Below are 20002 nucleotides of genomic sequence, written 5' to 3'. Positions count from 1 at the left end.
ATTTCGCCTTTTTTTATCAATATGGTTATTTCAAATCATAAAAATTTGTCTTTAAACTTCTAACAATGCTTTTGCAACTTCTAAACATCTTTTATTCATTTTTATCAGTGAGTTTCGCAATTACCTACTTATTTTAATTTTATATACATATTTAAAAAATCAGCTAATTAAGTTTAATCTTTTAATATGAGACTTTTACCTGTCATTTCTGAAGGCTTCTCTAGTCCCATAACATCAAGTATTGTAGGAGAAATATCTGCTAATATCCCATCTTGTCTCAAAGGTTTTGAGTTATTTGATACAAATAAAAATGGGACTTCATTTGTAGTGTGTGCTGTCATAGGACTTCCTGTAGAATAATTTGTCATTTGCTCACAATTTCCATGATCTGCTGTTATAAATACTGTTCCATCTTTTTCTAAAACTTCATCTACAATCTTCCCCAAACATTCATCTACTGCTTCCACTGCTTTTTTTGCAGCCTCAAATTTTCCTGTATGACCTACCATATCAGGATTAGCAAAATTTAATATTATAGTATCATATTTATCTTGATTTAATTTATTTAATACTTCACTTGTTACCTCTCTAGCACTCATTTCAGGCTTTAAATCATAAGTGGCAACTTTAGGTGAAGGAATGAGATCTCTATCTTCATTTTCATTTGGTTTTTCAACTCCACCATTGAAGAAAAAAGTCACATGGGCATATTTCTCAGTTTCTGCTATTCTAAGTTGTCTCTTTCCTTTACTGCTGAGATATTCTCCCAATGTGTTTTTATGTAGTTCATTTTTAAAGGCTACATCCACATTTTCCAGAGTAGAATCATATTCTGTCATAGTTACAAATTCAATATTTAAATTATTTCTTTTAAATCCTTTAAATACCTTATCATTTATAGCTCGCGTAAGCTGCCTTGCTCTATCAGGTCTAAAGTTAAAAAATATTACAGAATCCTCATCTTTTATAGTAGCAATTGGATTTCCACGTTCTTCAATTACTGTTGGAATTATAAATTCATCAGTTTTACCATCTTCATAGGAATTTTGAACTGCTTCCAAGGCACTCTTTGCTTTTTTTCCTTGACCATATACAAGTGCATTATATGCAAGCTCCACCCTTTCCCATCTATTGTCTCTGTCCATAGCATAATACCTTCCCGATACTGTTGCTATCTCTCCAAGTCCTATTTGCTTTATGTAACTTTCCATATCTTTTATATAGGATCCAGCAGAAGAAGGAGGTACATCCCTTCCATCAGTAAACGCATGAATATATACGTCCTCTAGACCTTTTTCCTTGGCTAATTTAAGAAGTCCTTTCAAATGGTCCGTATGAGAATGTACTCCCCCTGGTGATAAAAGTCCCAAAAGATGGAGGGATGAATTATTTTTAAGACAATTATCCATAGCTTTATTTAGAGCTTCATTTTTGAAAAAATCTCTTTCTTCTATGGACTTTGTAATTCTAGTCAGTGCTTGATACACAATTCTTCCTGCACCTATATTTAGATGTCCAACCTCAGAATTGCCCATCTGTCCTTCTGGAAGACCTACACTTAATCCACTAGCTCCTAACTCAGTATGAGAATAATTTTTATAATATTTATCAAAATTAGGCTTATGGGCCGCTTTAATTGCATTTCCCTCTGCTTTTTCAGATATTCCAAAACCATCTAATATCATAAGCATTACTGGTTTCTTTTTCATCTTTGCCTCCAAAATACAATAAAATTTAGTAATTAACTATTTTTGCAAAGTCTTCTGACTTTAAACTAGCTCCTCCAACTAACGCTCCATCTATATCTGACTGTGCCATCTGAGCTTTAATTGTAGCCGGTTTCACAGAACCACCATATTGAATTCTTGTTTTCTCCGCTGTTTCCCTGCCATACATTTTGGCAATTACACTTCTAATATAAGCTATAGTATCATTTGCCTGTTTATCTGTAGCAGTTTTTCCCGTACCTATAGCCCATATTGGTTCGTATGCTACAACTAACTTTTCCACCTGACTTTTTTCAAGTCCCGCAAGATCAATCTTTATCTGTTTCCCTAAAACTTCTTCTGTTACATCTGATTCTCTTTCTTCTAAAGTCTCTCCACAACAAACTATAGGATTTATATCATATTCAAAAGCTTTTTTCACTTTTTTATTAATTGACTCGTCTGTCTCATTAAAATATTGCCTTCTCTCACTGTGCCCAATTATTACAAAATCTATTCCAATATCCTTAAGCATATTAGGAGCTACTTCTCCAGTGTACGCACCACTTTCTTCATAATGCATATTTTGTGCTCCTACTTTTATGTTACTTCCCTTTACTGCTTTGACAACTGCATCTAAACAAACATAAGGAGGGCATACAACTACATCACATTTCGCATCACTTACTAGAGGTTTTAACTCTTCAACTAACTTCAGTGCTTCAGTTACAGTCTTATTCATTTTCCAATTTCCAGCTATTATTGCCTTTCTCATATAAATTACCTCCCTTTATTTCTATCTATCGTTTAAGGCTGCTATTCCTGGCAGCTCTTTTCCCTCTAAAAACTCAAGAGAAGCTCCTCCACCTGTAGATATATGAGTCATCTTATCTCCAAAACCAAGTTGATTTACAGCTGCAGCACTATCTCCACCACCTATGATTGTAGTTGCTTCAGATTCAGCCATTGCTTTAGCTACAGCAAAAGTACCCTTTGCAAAGTTTTCAAATTCAAATACTCCCATAGGTCCATTCCATACTACAGTTTTTGCATCTTTTATAGTTTCTTCATATAACTTAGCGGTTTTTGGTCCAATATCAAGTCCCATATAACCATCTTTTATATCTACTCCATCTGTAACTATAGGTTTTGCATTTGCATCAAATTTATCTGCTATTACAGTATCTACAGGTAAAAGCAACTTTACTCCTTTATCTTTTGCCTTATCTATCATCTGCCTGGCATACTCCAATTTATCCTCTTCTAGTAGAGAAGTTCCTATAGAGTGACCTTTAGCTTTTGAAAAAGTATAACTCATTCCTCCTCCAATTATAAGGGTATCTACCTTTTCAAGCAAATTATTTATTACATTAATTTTATCAGAAACCTTAGCACCACCTAATATAGCAATAAATGGTCTTGTTGGATCTTCTACTGCATTTCCTAAAAATTTAAGTTCCTTTTGAATTAAGTACCCACATACGGCGGTATCCAAAAATTTAGCAACTCCTACAGTAGAGCAGTGTGCTCTATGAGCTGAACCAAAAGCATCATTTACAAATATTTCAGCAAGGGATGCAAGTTCTTTTGAAAAATTGTCTTCATTTTTAGTTTCTTCTTTTCTATATCTTGTGTTTTCAAGAAGGACTACATCTCCATTTTTCATATTCTTAACTGCAGCCCTGGCATTTTCTCCTACCACAACATCATCTGCTGCAAATACAACTTCTTTTTTTAAAAGTTCTGAAAGCCTTTTTGAAACTGGAAGCAGTGACATTTCTGGTTTTGGCTCTCCCTTTGGTTTTCCAAGATGTGAGCAAAGTATAACCTTTGCATTTTTCTCCAGTAAATATTGTATAGTTGGAAGTGCACCGATAATCCTATTCTCATCTGTTATCTTTCCATCTTTCAGTGGAACATTAAAATCACATCTAACAAGTACTCTTTTTCCACTTACATCTACATCCTCAATTGTCTTTTTATTAAAAGCCATATCTGTTCCCAACTCCTTCATAAATTTATTTCACGGTAACATTATACAACTGATTTTAAAATTATTGTAGTAAAAAAGCCCGGCCTCATAGCCAAAACTACAAAACCAGGCCCTATACTATTATAGTCTGTCGGCAACGTATTTAGTTAAATCTGCTAATCTATTTGAATATCCAAATTCGTTATCATACCAAGCAACAACTTTAACCATGTTTCCACCTATAGCCATAGTTGAAAGTCCATCCACTATAGAAGATCTTTCATCTCCTCTATAATCTACAGATACCAAAGGTTCATCACTGTATCCTAATATTCCCTTCATATCAGTTTCAGCAGCTTTTTTGAATGCTGCATTTACTTCTTCTACTGTTACATCTCTTGAAAGTTCTGCAACTAAGTCTGTACATGATACTGTAGGTGTAGGTACTCTAAGAGAAAATCCATTTAATTTTCCCTTTAATTGAGGAAGTACAAGTGCAACTGCCTTTGCTGCTCCTGTAGTAGTTGGAATCATAGATTCACAAGCTGCTCTAGCTCTTCTCATATCTCTATGAGGAGCATCTAAAAGTCTTTGGTCGCCTGTATATGAATGTACTGTAGTCATAAGCCCTTTTACTATCTTAAATTCTCTATCTAATATTTTAGCAAATGGTGCAAGACAGTTTGTAGTACAAGATGCATTTGAAATTATATTATGTTTAGAAGCATCATAAGTTTCTTCATTAACTCCCATAACTATTGTTGCATCTTCATTTTTAGCTGGAGCAGATATAAGAACCTTTTTAACTGATCCTCCCAAATGTGCATTGGCTTTTGTAGCATCTGTGAAAAGTCCAGTGGATTCTATAACTATTTCAGCACCTAATGAATTCCAATCTATATTTTTAGGATCTCTTTCTGCAAATATTTTTATTTCATTTCCATTTACAACTATAGAATTTTCTTTTGCTTCTACAGTTCCATCAAATCTACCATATAAAGAATCATATTTTAATAAGTGAGCTAATGTTTTTGCATCAGTTAAATCATTGATACCTACAACCTGTAATTCATTAGCATATCTTTTTACTAATGCTTTAAATACATTCCTTCCTATTCTTCCAAAACCATTAATTCCAACCTTAACCATTTATAATTCCTCCTAAAAAATTAAATATTTATTTTAAAATAATATATTGTGTTTACTTTATCAATGAATCTTACTTAGTGGGAATTTGTTTCTCCCACTAAGTTTAGATGAATTATCTAGGGGCGTAGCTACTGTTAGCTCCTACTTTGATAGAAGTAGGAATATTACAGTAGGTAGCCATCAGATAAATTTAACAATTTCCCCAGCAGCACCTTCATCTGTAATAAGGATACCATTATGATTATTTCTTACTGTAGCAAGAATAGCCTCAGCCTTACTACCTCCTCCAGCTACAGCCATCAATATCTCTATTTTACCTATTTCTTCATTTACTATTCCTATGCTTGGAGTAGAATATACTACATTTCCATTTCTATCAAAGTAACATCCAAAAGCTTCGCCTACTGCTCCATCTGCCTGGATCTTATTTATCTTTTCTTCTGGTAATCCTCTTCTTTTTGCCATCTTACAAGCCATTCCTACGCCGTACATAAGTATATTTGCATTCGATATACTTTTTAATATATCCTGTATATCTTTTTCTTCAATAATTGCCTTTAACGCATTATCACTTAAGTTATCAGGAACATGAAGTAATTTATAAGTACCCTCTAATTTTTCTGCTAATCTGGCAGATAGGGTATTTGCTTGAGTTTCAACATTTTTACCCATGCCACCTCTAGCTGGCACAACTAATATATCCTTTATGTTGGAAACTTTAGGCATATTATCAATTACTTCTTTTATAGTGGATCCACCAGTAATTGCAATCACATCATTACTTTTTAACACATTCTTAAGATAACTTGCAGCAGCTCTTCCTATTTCATTTAACACAGTTATATCTTCATCACAATTTCCGGGAACAATTATGATATTTTCTAAATGTAGATTATCCTTTATAAATTTCTCAATCTTAGACAATCCCCTTAGTTCATGTATAAAATCCTTAAGTTTGTTTATAATTTCTTCTCCATCTGACGTTATAGTCATACCAGGAGTGTTTATTTCAATAAAGCCTTGAGCTTTAAGAAAATTTATTTCAGTTCTAACAATCCTCTCACCTATACCTAGGTTATTGGCTAATACTCTCCTTCCCACAGGTTGGTTATAGTATATAGTCCTTAAAATGTTATATCTTTTCTCTAATAGTTTTACCAATTCAGGTACTATTCTCTGCTCAAATTTAAGTACATCTTCCACTGCTGTGCCTCCCTGGTCAAAATAAGTCCCACTACATTATTAATTGTCCCACCTATATTATAAAACATATGAATGATTTTTTAAATAGAAATATGAAAAAAATTTAACAACAATTATAAATATTAGGGAGAATATTAAAATCTTCTTCTCCCTTTTGATGATTTTATACCCATCTCCTCCCTATATTTTGCTACAGTTCTTCTAGAAATATTCATATCTTGTTGATTAACTAAATCACATATTTGTTGGTCAGATAAAGGTTTCTTCTTATCTTCTTCATTTATTATTTTTTCAATATTCTTTTTAATAATTAATACAGACACATCTTCTCCATCAAACCCTTTTGATATCCCTGTGGTAAATAAGTCCTTTATTTTTATTGTTCCCCTACTTGTATATATATACTTATCCCTTATAGCCCTGCTTATAGTAGATTCATGCATGTCCATACTACTTGCTATATCCTTTAGAGTCATTGGTTTTAAATATCTTTCTCCATAATCAAAATAATCCCTTTGCAAATCCAATATCTTTTGTAACACCTTATATATAGTACTTTTTCTGTGTTGTATACTTTTTATAAGAAATACCGCGCTGTTTAATTTTTCTTTTACATAATCCGCAGCTTCTTTGTCCTCCTGATTTTCAACTATATCTTTATATACTGAATTTATGATTAGTCTTGGTGTTAAATCGTCATTCATAATTATATAGTATTTGTCTCCAATTTTTTCTATATACGCATCTGGAATTATATATTTTACATCTTCTCCTGTATAAAATCCTCTAGAAGGCTTTGGATCAAAAGTTTTTATAATATCACCATATTCCTGAGCTTGTTTTACATTTATTCCTATGTTTTTTGCTATAACATTATATTTATTTTCCGCAATTAGCTCTAAATATTTGTCTATTATTATAAATATATTTTCATCCTTTACTTTTCTTTGTCTTGCCTGTATCCTCAGACATTCTGATAAATTCCTGGCACCTATTCCATAAGGTTCTAAAGTTTGAATTATACCTATACAGTACTTTACAAGCTTTGTTGAAATCTTAAGGTCATTTTCTATTTCTCCTTCTTCTATAACTAAATATCCTCTATGATCTATGTTTTCTATAATATAGGAACATATAGATTTAACGTAATCCTTTTCATTTAAGCCCATTATTTCCTCTTTTAAATATTCCTTTAAGGACTTTTTGTGAGAAATAAAGTTAAAAGGAGACACTTCTTCTTCGTCACTTTTTTGATAGCTTTGATGACTAAAATTATTTGAATTAAGACTCTTTATAATTTCCTTATAATCCAATTTGTCTTTTTCTATCTCAGTAGAGTCCGGTTCCTTAACATCAAGGACAGGGTTTTGTTGAAACTCTTTTTCTATATATTCTTGGAGTTCAAAGCTTGACATCTGAAGCATTTTTATAGATAATTGCATTTGCTGAGTCATGATTAACTTTTGTTCTTGAGTTAAATTAAGTCCAAAATCCATGTTCATTTTTATATACCTCCCATTCTCACATTTTACTAAAAAAACAGCTTCCTTATTTTATTATATCATGAAGCTGTAAAAAATTTTATTTCGTTTATTTTTTCTGCAATTTGTAATATACATGAAATACTTTACAATGCTTAAATTACAAATTGCAGACTTTACATATATGTTAATAATCCTCTACAAAAAATACTCCACAAGCTCCTGATCCCGAATGTACTCCAACTGTACATCCTACTTCACATTCTATAAAATCTAATTTTTTCTCATTTAAATTTTCCCTCAGAGAATCCAATATATCCACTTCTCCTACATGAAGTAATATCAAATCTTCAGCATTTTTTATTCCTTTTTGATCAAGGTAATTTAACATACTTCTAAGAACTTTCTTGCTTCCTCTTACCTTGTCAACTACTGACATTTCTCCATCTTTCACTTCGACTATTATCTTTATCCCCAAAATGTTTCCTATAACTCCAGCTGTTTTAGAAAGACGTCCTCCTCTTACAAGGTTATCTAAGCCGTTAAAGGCAAGAGTACTTTTTATATGGGGAGAAATTTTCTTAACTTCCTTTTCTATTTCTTTTATTCCAAGTCCTGCTCCTTTTAATTTTGCAGCCTTAATAACTTGAATTCCAAGTCCAGAAGTTACATTCATACTATCTATTACAACTATATCCTCTGATTTAAGGGTTTCTTTGGCAATGCATGCAGATTGATAAGTACCACTCATTTTTGATGAAAGATGAATAGAAATTATTTTATAACCCTTTTTTATATAAGAACTATAACAATCCAAAAACACCTGTGGATTTACTTGAGCCGTTGCAGGAAAAATACTGCTATTTTCCATTTTATTAAAAAGTGTATAAATATCTATATCAATTCCATCCCTATAAGATTCTTCACCAAAATTAATAATAAGAGGAAGTACCTCTATATCGTACTTTTTTAATATATATTCAGGTAAATCTGCTGTACTATCTGTTATTATCTTTATTTTTTCCATAGCTTACTCCTTATTTCATATCCGGAAAGTCTATCTGCCTTAAAGCCTCATAGGCAACTATTGCTACGGTATTAGATAAATTTAAGGAACGAGTGCTTGTTTTTATCATAGGAACTCTTATACATTTTTCAGGGGCACTGTCTCTTATTTCATCTGGCAAACCACAGGTTTCCCTTCCAAATACTATAAAATCACCGTCTTTAAATTTGGCTTCATGATAAAAGTTTTTTCCATGAGTAGTGGAAAAATAAAAAGTACCATCTTTATATTTTTCTCTAAGCTCTTCATAAGAATCATATAAAGTTAAATCGAGATACTTCCAATAGTCAAGACCTGCCCTTCTCAAATGTTTTTCATCTAAACTAAAACCTAAAGGTTTTATCAGATGGAGCTTGGATCCTGTAAGTACACATGTTCTAGCAATGTTCCCTGTATTTTGTGGTATTTCAGGCTGAAATAACACTATATTTAAACTCAATTTTATTTCCTCCTCTATTACAACATATAAAATATAAATAATAATTTCTTTAAGTTTATGGACTCATTAGTTCAAAAGTCCTATTAAATATATTACTCCATATTGATGTTTCAGTAAAGAGCATACTTTTAACTCTACAATTAGAATTCAATGCTGCAAAGTTTTAAAAAAGTTTAAAGTCCAAATATCAAAGTTCAAATAATGACGATTTCCTTCGTACCTCATGGAATCTATCCACAGTTGTGGATTATTTAAGATTAACTTTTCAATAGCAATTTTGAGTAATTATAGATTTAATTTTAAACTTTATGATCCATATGTAGATTTATATGTGTATTCTAACTTAAAAATCAACTTATACGAAGGCATATTTTTACAATAATAAAGTTCTTTTAAATATTTTGTACATAAGTCTAAGAAAAAAATTCGTAAAAACTTAGAACTTTTGAATTGTCTGAGGTACGAGTTTTCAAAAGTTCTTAGCTTTTTTAGAATTTTTTTCTTAGACTTATCAAAATATTTAACGAGCTGAAGTTTGTAAAAAATATCCAGAGTATAAGTTGATTTTTTGTTTAGTAATACCTACATTGACGATCATTGAGGATTTTCATTTAAATATTTTATTATGCCATCTGAAATATTTTTTGCAAGTCTTTTTAATACATCATCATTTGACAACCTTTTTCTATCTTCATCATTAGTTATAAATCCACATTCCATAAGTACCCCAGGTATTTTACTATATCTTAGTACTGCTAGATTTTGTCTTCTTATACCCCTACTTTCCCAACCATCATTTTTTACTGCCTGACTTTCTATTGTCTTTGCTAATCTTATCCTTTCAGATTTTTGATATCCGTTCACATCATAATATAATGCAGTTATTCCATTAAAGTTTTTATCATTTAAAGAATTTACATGAATTGAAACAAAAACATCTGCATGATAAGAATTTGTTTTATTACCTATTTCTTTAAGTGGTACCAGCTTGTCCTTATCTCGAGTCAAAAATACTACATCTCCCTGACTCTTTAAATAAGACTCAGCATACTTTGCTATCTTTAAAGTTAAGTCCTTTTCATTCATATTTCCATAGCTTGTCCCTCTATCTATTCCTCCGTGACCAGGGTCAAGTACTATACGATACTTTTTAGATGAACTATGATTATTTGACATTTTAACTACAGGAGATGCAGCTACCTTCATAGAGCTAACTTGATTCAATATTTTAATATTTTTTCCAAAAATAAACATTATCAAAATTAAAAAAATGCAGGAAAACATTAGCTTTTTTCTGCTGTCAATTCTCATAATATCACTGTCCCTTTTTTGTTTTTTATGATATGTACATTATATCATTTGTTTCCTTAATATTCCAGTTAATATTATTCTTCTAGCAAATTATATTTTTACACAGATTTAATTTTGTTTTAATATGCTATTAATAATTATATATTAGTATATTTGTTATAGGAGGTATCAAAAATATGAATATATGTATAGACATTGATGGAACAATTACAGACCCATATTACTGGATAGAAAGTGCCAATAAATACTTTAATAAGAATATAACTGCCGATAAAGTAACCCAATATGAACTTCATAAAATTATTGGAATAACAAGAGATGAGTATATAGATTTTTACAATAAAATTAAATTTAAACTTCATACTGAAGAGACAATAAGAAAAGATGCCGTAGAAGTTACACAAAAACTCGCAAAATTAAATAATATTTATTTTGTAACTGCTCGTGAAAAATGTCTGGAAATTATAACACATAAATACTTGAATAAATATGAAATACCTTATGATGGTGTTTACGTTCTTGGTTCTACTCATAAAGTAGATACAGCTAAAAGTTTAAACTGTGACATATTTATAGAAGATAGTTATGAAAATGCCATTGAATTATCTAAAAGTAACTTTAAAGTACTACTAATAGACACAAACTACAACCGCCTTCCTTTAAATCAAAACATCACCAGGGTATTAAATTGGAATGAAATATATACTACTATAAAAAAAATGCTGTTACAAGAAAAAGCCATGTAACAGCATTTTCAATTCATCAATTATCCTCTTTTGTGATAGCTATAATCACTGCTATTACTATAAGTGTCCCACCTATAAAAAAGCCAAATGTAAGCTGCTCGTGGAGGTAGAGCCATCCAAAAATTGAACCCGTAACAGGCTGAAAAAATAAAAATAGTGATCCAATTCCTACATCCATAAGTCCAATACCTTTATTCCACAAAAAAAATGCTCCTGCTGTAGATACAACTCCAAGATAGATAATCCCAAGTATAAGATTTCTGTTATTTAATATTAAGGTAAAATTGTTATGCTGTGTGAGCATAAGTGGAGTGGTAAAGATTAAAGCAAATAGCATTGCATATGTAGTTATAATCAGTGAATTAAATCGTTTAGATACTATTTTTAAATAAACAGACGCTAGCGCCCAAGTCACAGCAGCTCCAACAAGAATTATATTTCCTAAAAGATGTTTCATAAACATGGAATCCAATCCAATAACTATGATGACACCAAAGGTAGCAAGTATAAGAGAAATTATTTTTTTCTTTGTAAATAACTCCTTAAGTATGAATCTAGCAAATATAATCACAAATACAGGTGTAGATGCTGTAATTAATGATCCCATATGAGCATCTGATAATTTTGTTCCCATAAACTGGAGACATATAGAAATAAAATACCCTATAAATCCTATCCATGCAATGAGAAGCCAATCCTTCTTCTTTATAACTACCTTACGTCCTTTTTTATAATTAAAAAACATAAGTATTAAAAATAAAACTACAAAAGCAATTGCATATCTAATCCACACAAGTGTAATTGGAGAAATAAATTCCAATATATATTTACTAACTACATACATTCCACCCCATATACAAGCTGCTAAGAATAAGCACATTGATCCAATCAATCTTTTTTTCATTTTTAAATACCTCCATCTTCTTATAATTATATAAGTTAACGCCTATGAGAAGGTATTTTAAACAAACACTCAACCTTCATCCTGGATTATAAAAATACAACTGTTTGGTCATTTTCAAATAAATCTGAAAAATACATATATATTTTTTCCACCTTTCATAACATCATGATGCAAATAAACTAAACATCCATAAGCTTCTCACTAGAACTTATTTGATGTATATTTATGTTTTAGTATATCACAGCAAAATGTAATATACTATTCTATTTAATCCTGATCTATATTTATATAAGCTCCTTAAAATTTTTAACTGACACTACATATTAATTCAAAAAAATTTAAGCATAGCAAAAGGCCCCCAAAATCAATCAGAGGTCTTATATACACTTGGATTATCGGATGGGCGGTGTATCCATCATCTCAGGTACTCTTTCGAGTGTGTCGGGAACCATTTCCGACCTCAATAATCCTATAATTATCATATTCACTTGTCACAGTTATTATACATTCTTTACTTATTTTTGTCAATAATAAATTTCTTAACTCTTCCACTATGTAACCTTCGACGAAGCTTTGATTCTTGAATGTCATACATTGTAGATACATATAAATAATTTTCATCAACATCTAACTTTATTCCAACTAGGATATTTTTATCAAGTACTTTAATTAATTCTACAGTATCTCCTTTTTCATTTGGATTTATCCCGACATAATCAGGATTTTTTATGATATTTGATATATCATCTATATGTTTTAAACAATTAAAATGTTTTTCCTTTATTAAATGGGCTGGAAGTCCTTTGGAGCGATATATTTTTTGTAATGGTAAATTTGAACCAATTATATCATTTAATTTTTGATAAAACCTTCCAACTTGAATTAATTTATCATCCATACCTTCCATTTTCCCATCTCCTCTACAAAATATCTGCTCCTATAATCTTATAACTTTTGGGACAAGTAGTAAATATTTTGTAGAAAATTAGTTATTTTTGTACCCCATAGCTTTCACATATCAACATCCTCTGCTACTTCAAAGTTCTATTATAAGACAAAAATACACCAGTCACTCAAATAATTCTTTAAGTTCTAGTGTATAAAATTTTTATATTAAAATTTAATTAATACTGTTAATCATTGACTTTGGTGCGGATAACAGGACTTGAACCTGCATGAAGTTTCCCTCACTAGAACCTGAATCTTTAATAAAAATCAATAGTTCTTTATCCATTGATATATCTCTATTCCTAATAAGAAATAATCTAAGTTCCCTATTAAGATTATATCTACTTTTTTAAATTAATTTAAGCATACCTCTTCATAATTATCTTGTCAAGATAGGTTTACCACCTTGCTGCTAAATTAATTTTGATAGTTCCACTAATAGAAGGATTTGTTTTGCTTGTAGCAGTTACAGTTAAATATTGACTACCTGTACCTTTTAAATTATTGATACTAAAATTATTACCATCAGTTATAGTCAAAGAATAATAACTTGGATCACATCCACTTCCTGTAACCGTAAATGTATCATTTATAACATTGCCATTGCTATCGGTTTCACTAATAATATAATTTTGAGTATGATTTATTTTAATTTTATTAGGATTAAGTGTAGTATCTGTTGAATTAAGTGTAATTCCTATAGTTTTAACTAATTGTGCTGTAATTGTAACTGGTATCGTCTTAGAATAAGTTTTATTGTCTAATCCTATGTAATTTACAATAATATTAGCACTTCCAACGCTTATACCTGAAACAAGCCCCGTATTACTTACAGTTGCAACACTTGTATTATCGCTTGAATATATAAAAGTTGGTAAACTTATTGCAGTTCCCTTATCACTTACTATTGCTGTTATTTGCTGAGTCTTTCCATTATCTATATTAATACTTTCTGGACTTACAGATAGTACATAATTATGCTCTGCTTCTGCTGGTGCTACTTCTATATTAATACTTGTACTTGCTGTGTTATAATCGCCAATATAAGATATTTTTATATTACAAGAACCTTCACCAATTCCAGTAATCATCCCAGTATCAGAAATAGTTACTATATTATCATTATTTGATTTATATATTAATGTAGGATTTTCTATTTGAGTGCCATTTTCAGATACAACTACAGTTAATTGTTGTGTTTGTCCCTTCTTTATAGAAACAGATGCGGGATTTACAGTAAATGAATAAGAAGGTTTTTGAGTATTATTAGGTATTTCATTAATTATATCATCACCTGTCATTATTTGGTCTATATCTGCATTGACTTTGATTATTCCTTCGCATGATTTATCAAGTCCAGAAATTTTCCATGCACTTCCCATAGCAATAAATCTGTCATTGACTGCTATTTTGTTCGTTGTATTGTTCCTACTTATAGTAATAATAATTTTACCTTCTGGCAATATAATACTTTGGTTTGTTTGTATATCTATAGTTTTAGTTTGTATTATTGATGGTATTCTTTGAAGTACACCCCCTGCTACAAAATTAATATCATAAGGGCATTTCTGTATTGTGTACTTATAATAAACTCCATTTACTTTTTCATTTCTGGTCATAACCAAATAATTTACATCATCACATGATATTTCAGTGCCTTGTTTCAAATCTTCTACTGTTAAAAGGTATTTACTATCAATACTTTGTAATTTATCATCTATTTCTTGGACTATTCCTAAAAAAGTAGTCCCATGTTTATATTCAATTGTTTTTCCAAACTGATTAATCATGAATAAATAAGTTGGTGCTATAGAAAAATAATCATTTATCATTTAATCACCTTCTATTCTGTAAACAAATATACAAAACTTGCTCCAGTACCATTATCATTATCATCACTCGACATTAGACGTATTTTTCTATCTAAAGAGTCAATTCTATTATTTATATTTTTACTGAATTCAGTTATTGTCATATCATTATTTTTAACATTTCTCATGTATGTTGGATTATTTGCTATGGACTCAAGTATTGATAATGCAGTTCTATATATATTCTTTTTATTTATATTGGATGTCGGAGTGTATTCATTTGTTGACGTTAAGTCGTTCTCTTGTAAATATATAGATAATTGTTCATCTGTAAGAGTAATACTTTCTATTTCCATTTTTAGCCTATCTATATTAGTCATTTAATCATTCCCTTCTTTAAATATTATTTTTGGGTATAAAATTAGGTTATCTCATAATATTTTATTTATCTTGAGATAACCCCTAGTATTAATTATTCTTCAAGTTACTTTTTATCAATTTGTTCTAATAAGTAATCTATAACCTCTTTTATATCTGATTTATTTGTTAAAAAATCCCCTTCCCTTATTCCAACCTCTATATGGAATGGCATCATTTTAATATCTTTAATTAATTCACTATTTTTATTATGTGCATCTTCTAAAAAATCTTTTTCACGTTTAAAAAACTTAATATCTTCGTCTAATTCATTTATATTTATATTTCTATAATTTGCTGTTGGCTCACGAACAGTACCACAACCTATTGTCCAATCTAGTGTCCAATCTTCTATTTCTGTAAATTCACGATTAGGATTAATACTCAATTCATATTGGAAATTTTTATTATTATATTCAAATGACATAAAAAACATATCACTATACTTATAAGGATCTTTTTTTAGTCGAACCTTTAAATTTACGTTTTCATCTTTAGCATATTCAATATAGTCCATTTTACTCTTTTCTGTTAGATTAAATTTTTCTCCCATATATGCTTTAAAATCACTAAAAATTTTATCAATATATTGATTTCTATATTTGTTATAAAGATTTTTGTGACCTTTAGGTTCAGTATTGTTAATTTTAGCAATAAAATCGTCACCTTCATACTGAAGTACATAAAAGATAATTTTGCCTATAAGTTCACCTTTATCATAACCACCGTTTCCCAATTCATCCATTTTCAATATAATCCCTACTTTCTTAACAATTTACTAGCATTTCATATATAATATTCTATAATCTATAGTCAAATCCTGCTAAAATATTAAAATTTTTGGTGTGTGTAAAATTGGATTAACTAAAAAGCATCATTTAAAAAAAGGGGTAATGAGTTCAAATAAAACCAAAATTTTATCTCAAGTCACCCCTATATTACAGTAGTGCCTCATGAAATTTTATACATTTTTAAAAGGATTGCTAAATGATAATATAATTCAATTGATACATCAACTTCGCTAAATAAACCCTTAGCGAACTTAATCAAGTTTATTAAAATAGTCATTATCCATTGATACTATTGGCTTAACACGAACTTCGTTTTTTTATTTCGTAACTGTATATATTCTCATTTAGATTTATTCAGCATATTTATACAGAAAACTATGTATGTCAGTGCATATATGCATTAAAATGTAACTATTTACCATTGTATAAAATTCCACGCTTATGTATATTTATTATAATATATTTACATAATTGGATAATTTCATATAATAAGTATTATATATATTACTTATTATTACTCAACTTTCGGATGTAACGGAACATGACTTCCGAATTTTTTTGAATTTTTAAAAACTTTTTTTAATTACTTTTTTAAAATTCTCCAATTTTCCGTAACACATGGTACAAACAAATGTTCCCTAATACCTCACTTCTACTACCCACCAATATCAACACTTTCAGATATATTTATAATTAATAATAATCATCAGTTACTAATTGTTTAATTCATTGTGTTTACTATTTAATTAGTGTATGTATTATCAGCAACATTGATATTATTATCAACTATATATGTTTAATCATTACTATTATTATCAGTGCTATTATCAACAGTATTATTATCACCAGCACCTTCAGAATTACTTAAATCAGCACCAGTACCTTTATCCTTATCAGTAGTACCTATATTATTATCACTGTCCTTATTGGCTTGTATTGCCTTAATCTCGCTTTGTATGTCATTTGTGTATGGACTATGCTCAATTGCACTATCAATGCTCATAAGGTGATTATTATACAGATTAACTATATTATTAACTAATTCTGTCTCATTGCTCGGTATACTCATATTAAACGTACAATCAACTAATCCATCGGCATTAATACCTTTATACTTTAATAACTTCTCTATCTGTTCCCACCTAATATAATAACCTTGCTTCAAGTATTCTGCACTCATAGAGCCTTTTAATACTGGCAATGTATACATCATTCTAATACTTTCTTCTGCAAGGTTTGCAGGATTGCTACCACCATTAAATGCAATGTTTGGTGTCATGCTAATATCCATTAAACTATTCATTAATATTTTATACATTTCTTTCATACTATTAATATCCATCTTACTTAATACTAAATCAAAATTACTTCCATCATCAAGTTGTAGGCAATTACCAACTATATTCTTATCAATAGCACCATTACCATTCTTATCTATGTTTAATTTAGTACCAGTTACAACTGGTATCGGGTTAAGGAATTTATAAAAACTGTCATGATATTTAGATAATAATTCTTCCATCTTATCTATTATATTAACATAATCTTCAAGATCACTTCTACCTTGAGTAACATCTTCTTCATTTTCCTGTTTACAATATAATATAGGTAGTCCACTAAGATTTTTATATGTATTTCTTAAATATAACCCATCTCCACCTTGATTATCCCATTCTTCTACCCTATCATTATAGAATACATTATAATAACTTATACCACTTGCAAGTATAGTATAATGCTCTATAAAGCAAATATAATCATTTGTATCACTAAATACTGGATAACTGTCTATAGGTTGTATTATTTTACTTTTAATATTCATATCAGTATCAATATATAAATATTCTGCTGCAAGGCCATATTTATTCATCTTATCAAGTATTTTATTATCAATACTATTAAATCTACCCTGCTTATATACATCATTCATTGCTTTTAATGTATTATCATCTTCACAAGTCAATGTTACTGGATTTTTTAATAAAAAACTCTTCTGAAATGCCATCAATGGCTTTGCATACTGAAGCATAATTTTAGTAGTTTTAAATGTTCTACCATTATATACAGTATCAGCACGATTAAGAATAGCATGACTACCATTTAAATATTCCTGTATATTAAACATATTCATAATTCTATCTTGATGTATTTGTTTATTACATTCATCAACAAACCAATTTAATTTATTTGGATAATATAAATTAATATATTCTTGTAAATCCATTTATTTATCTCCCTTCTATATATATGATTTTCCACTCTTTAGCGATTGCAATGCTAAACAAAAACTATCAACTAAGTCATCATGATTTTGTGAACCTTTTTCATTGCCAAAACTTCCGTTATGCTCTTGAAATATTCGCATCTGGTCTAATGTATCTCTATCGTTGACAAGTACAATACCAGTTTCAAATGCTTCCTTATAATCCATTACCATTTTAGTTTTACTTACATTATCTGTATACCAACCATAGTCCCAAATTTTCTGGCCTTTAATCTTATCAAACCTTTTAATTTTTAATATTTGTATGTATCCCATTTCCTTCCTTAACCTAGTAATTAAGTCAAGGCCATATGTATTACGTTCTGGCAATAGCATTGCATAATTAAAATAATATCCAAGGTCATAACAAATTTTTGCAAATAAATAAACAGGTACATCATTCCTATTGAATGTTGCAACCTGTTCTCCTGAACTATCTAATATACAAATAGAACTAAAGTCTCCTTTAAGTCCTGCTCCTACGTCTATTCCGCCATAGTATTTTTCAGTTTTCTTTACATCTTTATATATATTTAATCCATTACCGTAATAAACTTGTAATGATAAAGGTAACTCCTTTATTTCTTTTGTACTTAATATATCTGGAATATAATTATATCTCTCTGTTATAGTGTTTTCATCAAATACACCAACATCACTAGAAATAAACATTTCTTCTGGCGTACTAGGAAACTCTTGTCGAAATTGGTCTTTAGGTGTATCAAGTAACTTCCATTGTCTCCACTCCAACTGTAGAATACTAGCACCATCTTTATATAATTTTTGTTCATATGGTGTTAAATCATCAGAAGGTAATCTATGTCCATGATTGACACTTTTATACCATGTTTCGGCCTCTATATAATCATCATGAAATTGCTTTTTATCTGAATACCAAGGATAAAAAAACGCCTTATATTTACTATGTTTCTTATAAGCGTTCATGAATAAACGATAATAATTATTGCTTAATCCGTTTGCTGTAGATTCAATAACAATACAACTATCCTTGTCTTTAGCCAGTGCTTGTTCCAATGCCAATAATCCTTTTGTATCTTGTTCATTTTCCCAAAAGGCAAATTCGGTACAGTGTATCCAACTGTATGTACTTCCTCTTCCAAGTTCCTTAGTGCCAACTGTACTATTTGTTATCCTACTTCCATTATTCAGCAATAACTCATGTCTGTTAAATTTTCTATATCCAACCGTATATTTTTCAGGTATACTTTCATACATTTTTTGAAGTTTTGTATATACTTCATTTACTGCATCACCACTATAGGATAAAACAATACAATTTTTATTAGGTTTTGTAATAGCAGTCCACAACATCAGGCCAAGAGATAATGTAGTCATACCAAGTTGTCTACCCTTACCAATAATATTAAATCTCTGCTTATTTTTTATAAAATCCTTTTGCTGTTCATTTACTTTAAAATGTACTTCTTCAGAATGATTATCTACTATCTTAACAAAATTTTTCAACCATAAAACAGGACTATTATTAATCTTCTGTATTTTTTGCTTAATTGTAATATTCATTTAAACACCTCTAATCTTCTGATATATCCAAGTTGTCAAATTCTTCTTTTTGTTTATCCTTATCTATTTCTTTAGGTTCATCAAAATTATTACTATTTGTTTTTAATTCTTTTCTAATAGATATAAAGTAAGCGTCAAATAAGAAATTGGATAGAAAGTGTTTAAAAAATGTGAGATAATCTTCTAAAATAAGTTTTAAAGTTTTTAAAGTTAACTTGAAAAACTTTAATAGGAGATTTTAAATGGATGTACA

At 29.6% G+C, this 20002-nt stretch carries 17 protein-coding genes; 1 reads left to right on the top strand and 16 read right to left on the bottom strand.

Features of this window, described 5'->3' with window-relative positions; translation table 11 throughout:
* Window positions 1–173: 173 nt before the first annotated feature.
* From gpmI to CLCOS_RS01925, 9 genes are all read right to left on the bottom strand, one after another.
* Window positions 174–1709: a 2,3-bisphosphoglycerate-independent phosphoglycerate mutase gene (gene gpmI / locus CLCOS_RS01965; protein ID WP_063602056.1), complete on the bottom strand. Its 1536-nt coding sequence runs from the start codon at window positions 1707–1709 to the stop codon at window positions 174–176.
* Between the two features lie 25 nt (window positions 1710–1734).
* Window positions 1735–2481 (bottom strand): triose-phosphate isomerase, encoded by a 747-nt coding sequence (tpiA, locus tag CLCOS_RS01960; protein WP_063602057.1) that lies wholly within the window; start codon window positions 2479–2481, stop codon window positions 1735–1737.
* A 21-nt stretch (window positions 2482–2502) separates the two neighbouring features.
* Window positions 2503–3699 (bottom strand): phosphoglycerate kinase, encoded by a 1197-nt coding sequence (locus tag CLCOS_RS01955; RefSeq protein ID WP_063602058.1) that lies wholly within the window; start codon window positions 3697–3699, stop codon window positions 2503–2505.
* Window positions 3700–3819: 120 nt separating this feature from the next.
* Window positions 3820–4827 (bottom strand): type I glyceraldehyde-3-phosphate dehydrogenase, encoded by a 1008-nt coding sequence (gene gap / locus CLCOS_RS01950; protein ID WP_063555151.1) that lies wholly within the window; start codon window positions 4825–4827, stop codon window positions 3820–3822.
* Window positions 4828–5007: 180 nt separating this feature from the next.
* The gene (locus CLCOS_RS01945; RefSeq protein WP_063602059.1) at window positions 5008–6030 is read right to left on the bottom strand and encodes a sugar-binding transcriptional regulator; all 1023 of its coding nucleotides are present in this window, start codon (window positions 6028–6030) and stop codon (window positions 5008–5010) included.
* A 134-nt stretch (window positions 6031–6164) separates the two neighbouring features.
* Window positions 6165–7526: an RNA polymerase factor sigma-54 gene (gene rpoN, locus CLCOS_RS01940; protein ID WP_192847932.1), complete on the bottom strand. Its 1362-nt coding sequence runs from the start codon at window positions 7524–7526 to the stop codon at window positions 6165–6167.
* A 172-nt stretch (window positions 7527–7698) separates the two neighbouring features.
* The gene (locus CLCOS_RS01935) at window positions 7699–8538 is read right to left on the bottom strand and encodes a DegV family protein (protein WP_063602061.1); all 840 of its coding nucleotides are present in this window, start codon (window positions 8536–8538) and stop codon (window positions 7699–7701) included.
* Between the two features lie 10 nt (window positions 8539–8548).
* Complete coding sequence (trmL, locus tag CLCOS_RS01930; protein WP_063555147.1) at window positions 8549–9016, bottom strand: tRNA (uridine(34)/cytosine(34)/5-carboxymethylaminomethyluridine(34)-2'-O)-methyltransferase TrmL; 468 nt, start codon at window positions 9014–9016, stop codon at window positions 8549–8551.
* 594 nt (window positions 9017–9610) lie between these two features.
* Window positions 9611–10270 carry an N-acetylmuramoyl-L-alanine amidase family protein gene (locus CLCOS_RS01925; protein ID WP_242866994.1) on the bottom strand — a complete coding sequence of 220 codons (660 nt, stop codon included), beginning with the start codon at window positions 10268–10270 and terminating at the stop codon, window positions 9611–9613.
* A 224-nt stretch (window positions 10271–10494) separates the two neighbouring features.
* Between CLCOS_RS01925 and CLCOS_RS01920 the strand changes: the two genes are divergently transcribed.
* Window positions 10495–11073: a 5' nucleotidase, NT5C type gene (locus tag CLCOS_RS01920; RefSeq protein WP_063602062.1), complete on the top strand. Its 579-nt coding sequence runs from the start codon at window positions 10495–10497 to the stop codon at window positions 11071–11073.
* A gap of 16 nt (window positions 11074–11089) precedes the next feature.
* Here CLCOS_RS01920 and CLCOS_RS01915 read toward each other — a convergent pair whose 3' ends face one another.
* The 7 genes from CLCOS_RS01915 to CLCOS_RS01885 form a co-directional block, all read right to left on the bottom strand.
* Window positions 11090–11977, bottom strand: a complete 888-nt coding sequence (locus tag CLCOS_RS01915; protein WP_063602063.1) for a DMT family transporter — start codon at window positions 11975–11977, stop codon at window positions 11090–11092.
* A gap of 511 nt (window positions 11978–12488) precedes the next feature.
* Window positions 12489–12884: a hypothetical protein gene (locus CLCOS_RS01910; RefSeq protein ID WP_082853602.1), complete on the bottom strand. Its 396-nt coding sequence runs from the start codon at window positions 12882–12884 to the stop codon at window positions 12489–12491.
* A 439-nt stretch (window positions 12885–13323) separates the two neighbouring features.
* Entirely contained in the window at window positions 13324–14757 is a 1434-nt protein-coding gene (locus CLCOS_RS01905) for an Ig-like domain-containing protein (protein WP_063602064.1), read from the bottom strand.
* A gap of 11 nt (window positions 14758–14768) precedes the next feature.
* Window positions 14769–15116 (bottom strand): hypothetical protein, encoded by a 348-nt coding sequence (locus CLCOS_RS01900; protein WP_063602065.1) that lies wholly within the window; start codon window positions 15114–15116, stop codon window positions 14769–14771.
* Window positions 15117–15220: 104 nt separating this feature from the next.
* Window positions 15221–15904 carry a hypothetical protein gene (locus tag CLCOS_RS01895; protein WP_063602066.1) on the bottom strand — a complete coding sequence of 228 codons (684 nt, stop codon included), beginning with the start codon at window positions 15902–15904 and terminating at the stop codon, window positions 15221–15223.
* 836 nt (window positions 15905–16740) lie between these two features.
* The gene (locus tag CLCOS_RS01890) at window positions 16741–18168 is read right to left on the bottom strand and encodes a phage portal protein (protein WP_063602067.1); all 1428 of its coding nucleotides are present in this window, start codon (window positions 18166–18168) and stop codon (window positions 16741–16743) included.
* A 15-nt stretch (window positions 18169–18183) separates the two neighbouring features.
* Window positions 18184–19749, bottom strand: a complete 1566-nt coding sequence (locus CLCOS_RS01885; protein WP_063602068.1) for a terminase large subunit domain-containing protein — start codon at window positions 19747–19749, stop codon at window positions 18184–18186.
* Between the last annotated feature and the right edge of the window lie 253 nt (window positions 19750–20002).

It is taken from the genome of Clostridium coskatii (assembly GCF_001675205.1).
Taxonomy (GTDB): Bacteria; Bacillota; Clostridia; order Clostridiales; family Clostridiaceae; genus Clostridium_B; species Clostridium_B ljungdahlii.
Note: the sequence above shows the minus strand (reverse complement) of the source record. Positions and strands in the feature narration are given on the sequence as shown.

Excerpts from the sequence above, each read along its gene's own strand:
- gap (WP_063555151.1), bottom strand. The coding sequence starts at position 4,827 with ATGGTTAAGGTTGGAATTAATGGTTTTGGAAGAATAGGAAGGAATGTA.
- CLCOS_RS01925 (WP_242866994.1), bottom strand. The coding sequence starts at position 10,270 with ATGTTTATTTTTGGAAAAAATATTAAAATATTGAATCAAGTTAGCTCT.
- CLCOS_RS01910 (WP_082853602.1), bottom strand. The coding sequence starts at position 12,884 with ATGGAAGGTATGGATGATAAATTAATTCAAGTTGGAAGGTTTTATCAA.
- CLCOS_RS01900 (WP_063602065.1), bottom strand. The coding sequence starts at position 15,116 with ATGACTAATATAGATAGGCTAAAAATGGAAATAGAAAGTATTACTCTT.
- CLCOS_RS01935 (WP_063602061.1), bottom strand. The coding sequence starts at position 8,538 with ATGGAAAAAATAAAGATAATAACAGATAGTACAGCAGATTTACCTGAA.
- CLCOS_RS01955 (WP_063602058.1), bottom strand. The coding sequence starts at position 3,699 with ATGGCTTTTAATAAAAAGACAATTGAGGATGTAGATGTAAGTGGAAAA.
- CLCOS_RS01890 (WP_063602067.1), bottom strand. The coding sequence starts at position 18,168 with ATGGATTTACAAGAATATATTAATTTATATTATCCAAATAAATTAAAT.
- CLCOS_RS01885 (WP_063602068.1), bottom strand. The coding sequence starts at position 19,749 with ATGAATATTACAATTAAGCAAAAAATACAGAAGATTAATAATAGTCCT.
- CLCOS_RS01915 (WP_063602063.1), bottom strand. The coding sequence starts at position 11,977 with ATGAAAAAAAGATTGATTGGATCAATGTGCTTATTCTTAGCAGCTTGT.
- gpmI (WP_063602056.1), bottom strand. The coding sequence starts at position 1,709 with ATGAAAAAGAAACCAGTAATGCTTATGATATTAGATGGTTTTGGAATA.
- CLCOS_RS01905 (WP_063602064.1), bottom strand. The coding sequence starts at position 14,757 with ATGATAAATGATTATTTTTCTATAGCACCAACTTATTTATTCATGATT.
- rpoN (WP_192847932.1), bottom strand. The coding sequence starts at position 7,526 with ATGGATTTTGGACTTAATTTAACTCAAGAACAAAAGTTAATCATGACT.
- tpiA (WP_063602057.1), bottom strand. The coding sequence starts at position 2,481 with ATGAGAAAGGCAATAATAGCTGGAAATTGGAAAATGAATAAGACTGTA.